2 protein-coding genes and 1 pseudogene are annotated in these 2,449 nt (G+C 51.6%); all 3 read left to right on the top strand.

The features are described from left to right. Nucleotides 1-308: pseudogene (upp, locus tag ACY69O_RS03260) on the top strand (uracil phosphoribosyltransferase); the annotation flags it as partial. Between the two features lie 70 nt (nt 309-378). Continuing rightward, complete coding sequence (gene rfbD, locus ACY69O_RS03255; protein ID WP_462332038.1) at nt 379-1,233, top strand: dTDP-4-dehydrorhamnose reductase; 855 nt, start codon at nt 379-381, stop codon at nt 1,231-1,233. 93 nt (nt 1,234-1,326) lie between these two features. Next, nucleotides 1,327-2,250: an NAD-dependent epimerase/dehydratase family protein gene (locus tag ACY69O_RS03250; protein WP_462332037.1), complete on the top strand. Its 924-nt coding sequence runs from the start codon at nt 1,327-1,329 to the stop codon at nt 2,248-2,250. Nucleotides 2,251-2,449: the final 199 nt, after the last annotated feature.

Genomic DNA, 2,449 nt, shown 5'->3' with positions numbered 1-2,449 from the left:
CATTGAAGCCGGTAGAATATTACTGCAAGCTGCCTTCTGACGTTGCTGATCGCACGCTCATCGTTGTAGATCCGATGCTGGCAACGGGCGGTTCTTCGTCTGCGGCGCTTACCATGCTGTAGGAGCACGGAGCAAAGTCACTTATACTCATGTGCCTTGTTTCCGCACCGGAGGGCGTGCGTGTTGTCAATAAGGAGCATCCGGATGTTCCTGTTTACGTTGCGGCTGTTGTCGACCATCTGTCTGATTCGGGTTATCTCGTCCCGGGTCTCGGTGATGCCGGCGACCGTTTTTTCGGTACTTTGTAATTTTATCCCCTGCGGAGGCAATGCCATCAGGTATTCCGCAGGGGTTTTTCTTTAGAAAGGATGAAGCCCGATGAAGATATTGGTTACCGGTGTTTCGGGCCAGCTTGGCTATGATGTCATGCGTGTTCTTAAGGAGCGCGGAGCTGAGGCTTTCGGCGCAGGCAGAACTGAAATGCCCCTGACGGAGCCTGAGAAGTGCACACGGTTTATTGAGGAAAAACACCCTGATGCCGTTATACACTGCGCCGCGTATACGGCAGTGGATAAGGCGGAGGAGGAGCCTGAGGTCTGCCATCGTGTCAATGCGGAGGCTGTTAAAGCTATCGCGGAAGCGTGCTCCAAAATCGGAGCAAAGCTTGTTTATATAAGTACGGATTACGTGTTCCCCGGTACTGGAGATGCTTTTTATGAGGTGCAGGACGAAACTGCGCCCTGCAATGTGTACGGCGCCTCAAAGCTTGCGGGAGAGCAGGCTGTGAGGGAGTCGCTGGACAGATATTTTATTGTACGTATTTCGTGGGTATTCGGAATAAACGGCAAAAATTTCATTCGTACCATGCTTTCCCTGGCAAAGACACATGATTCGCTCACCGTAGTTGATGATCAGATCGGTTCGCCGACGTATACGGCTGACCTTGCGGAGCTTATTGCGGACATGGTCGGGACTGAGGCATACGGAACGTATCATGCGACGAATGAGGGAATATGCTCATGGTATGAGCTTGCATGCGAGGTGTTCCGCCGCCGCGGTCTTGGTGTGAAGGTGTCTCCCGTTCCGTCCTCAGCATATCCGACCAAGGCCGTACGCCCGCATAATTCGCGTTTGAGCAAGGCTTCTCTGGACAAAGCGGGATTTAAGCATCTTCCGCCATGGCAGGATGCCGTCGGACGGTATCTGGATGAGCTTTCCGTAAAAGGAGAGTAAGGGCACAATGCTGTCAATCCATTGACATATCGGTGATTCGCTTTTATCATAAGAAGAGAGCAATGCCTATACTATATGAGGAAGGTTGTTATAATGAAGGTTTTGGTGACAGGCGGAGCCGGCTTTATCGGTTCGCACCTGATGGAATATCTACTGCAGAACGGACATGAAGCGGTGGCTTTGGATAATCTTTCCGTCGGCAAAAGAGAAAATCTGCCGGAGGGCGCGAAGCTGCTGGAAATGGACGTTCTGGATGACAGACTTGTCAGCGAAGTGGTTTCTGGGCAGTTTGATGCTATAGTACATCTTGCGGGACAGACAATGGTGAACAAGTCCATAGACAATCCTGCCTTTGACGCGCAGCAGAATGTGCTCGGTACAATACGTGTTCTGGAGGCTGCAAGACAGGCCGGGGTTGACCGTGTGATTTTTGCGTCGACTGCCGCTGCGTACGGCAATGTGCCCGAGAGTGACCTGCCGATAAAGGAATTGAGAAAAACCGCCCCCATGTCGTTCTACGGACTCAGCAAGGTGACGGTAGAGAAATATCTGGATCTTTATCACAAATTGTACGATTTGGACTATGTGGTACTCCGCTTTGCCAATGTATATGGTGAGCGTCAGGGTGACGGAGGAGAAGGCGGAGTCATAAGCATCTTTGCCCAGCGTGTTGCTGACGGGCAGGATATTACGATATTCGGTGACGGCGAGCAGACGAGAGATTTCATCTACGCGGGTGATATTGCCTCCGGTATCGGGGCAGCGTTGAAGACCACGGAGGTCAATGCTGCATATAATCTCAGCACGCAGACTCAGACGAGCCTCAGGGAGCTTGTCAGTGTGCTTTCAAATGTCGCGGGAAGAAAAATTATTCCGAAATATGCCGCGGAGCGTCCGGGGGATATTTACAAGTCAATGCTGTCGAACGGACGTGCACGCCGCGGACTCGGATGGAAACCTAATGTTTCGCTTGAGGAAGGACTGCGTCGTACGTATGCTTATTTTGCACATGCCTGAGGGGCTTTGCATGCTTAAACAGGAAACGAAAGCCGCTCTGGAGAAAGGAGCGGCTTTTTTATGATTTATCTGCTGAAATTCGGAGCGAGCTTTATACTGCCTCCGGGCATTTTTTTCGTGCTGCTTCTTCTTTGTGCGGGATGGGTATGGAAGCGCGGAGAAAAACGGCCTGCCGCGGCAATTGCCGGCGTAGTATTTG

The sequence above is a fragment of the Schwartzia sp. (in: firmicutes) genome, assembly GCF_978017985.1.
This window is presented reverse-complemented; position numbering and strand designations above follow the sequence as displayed.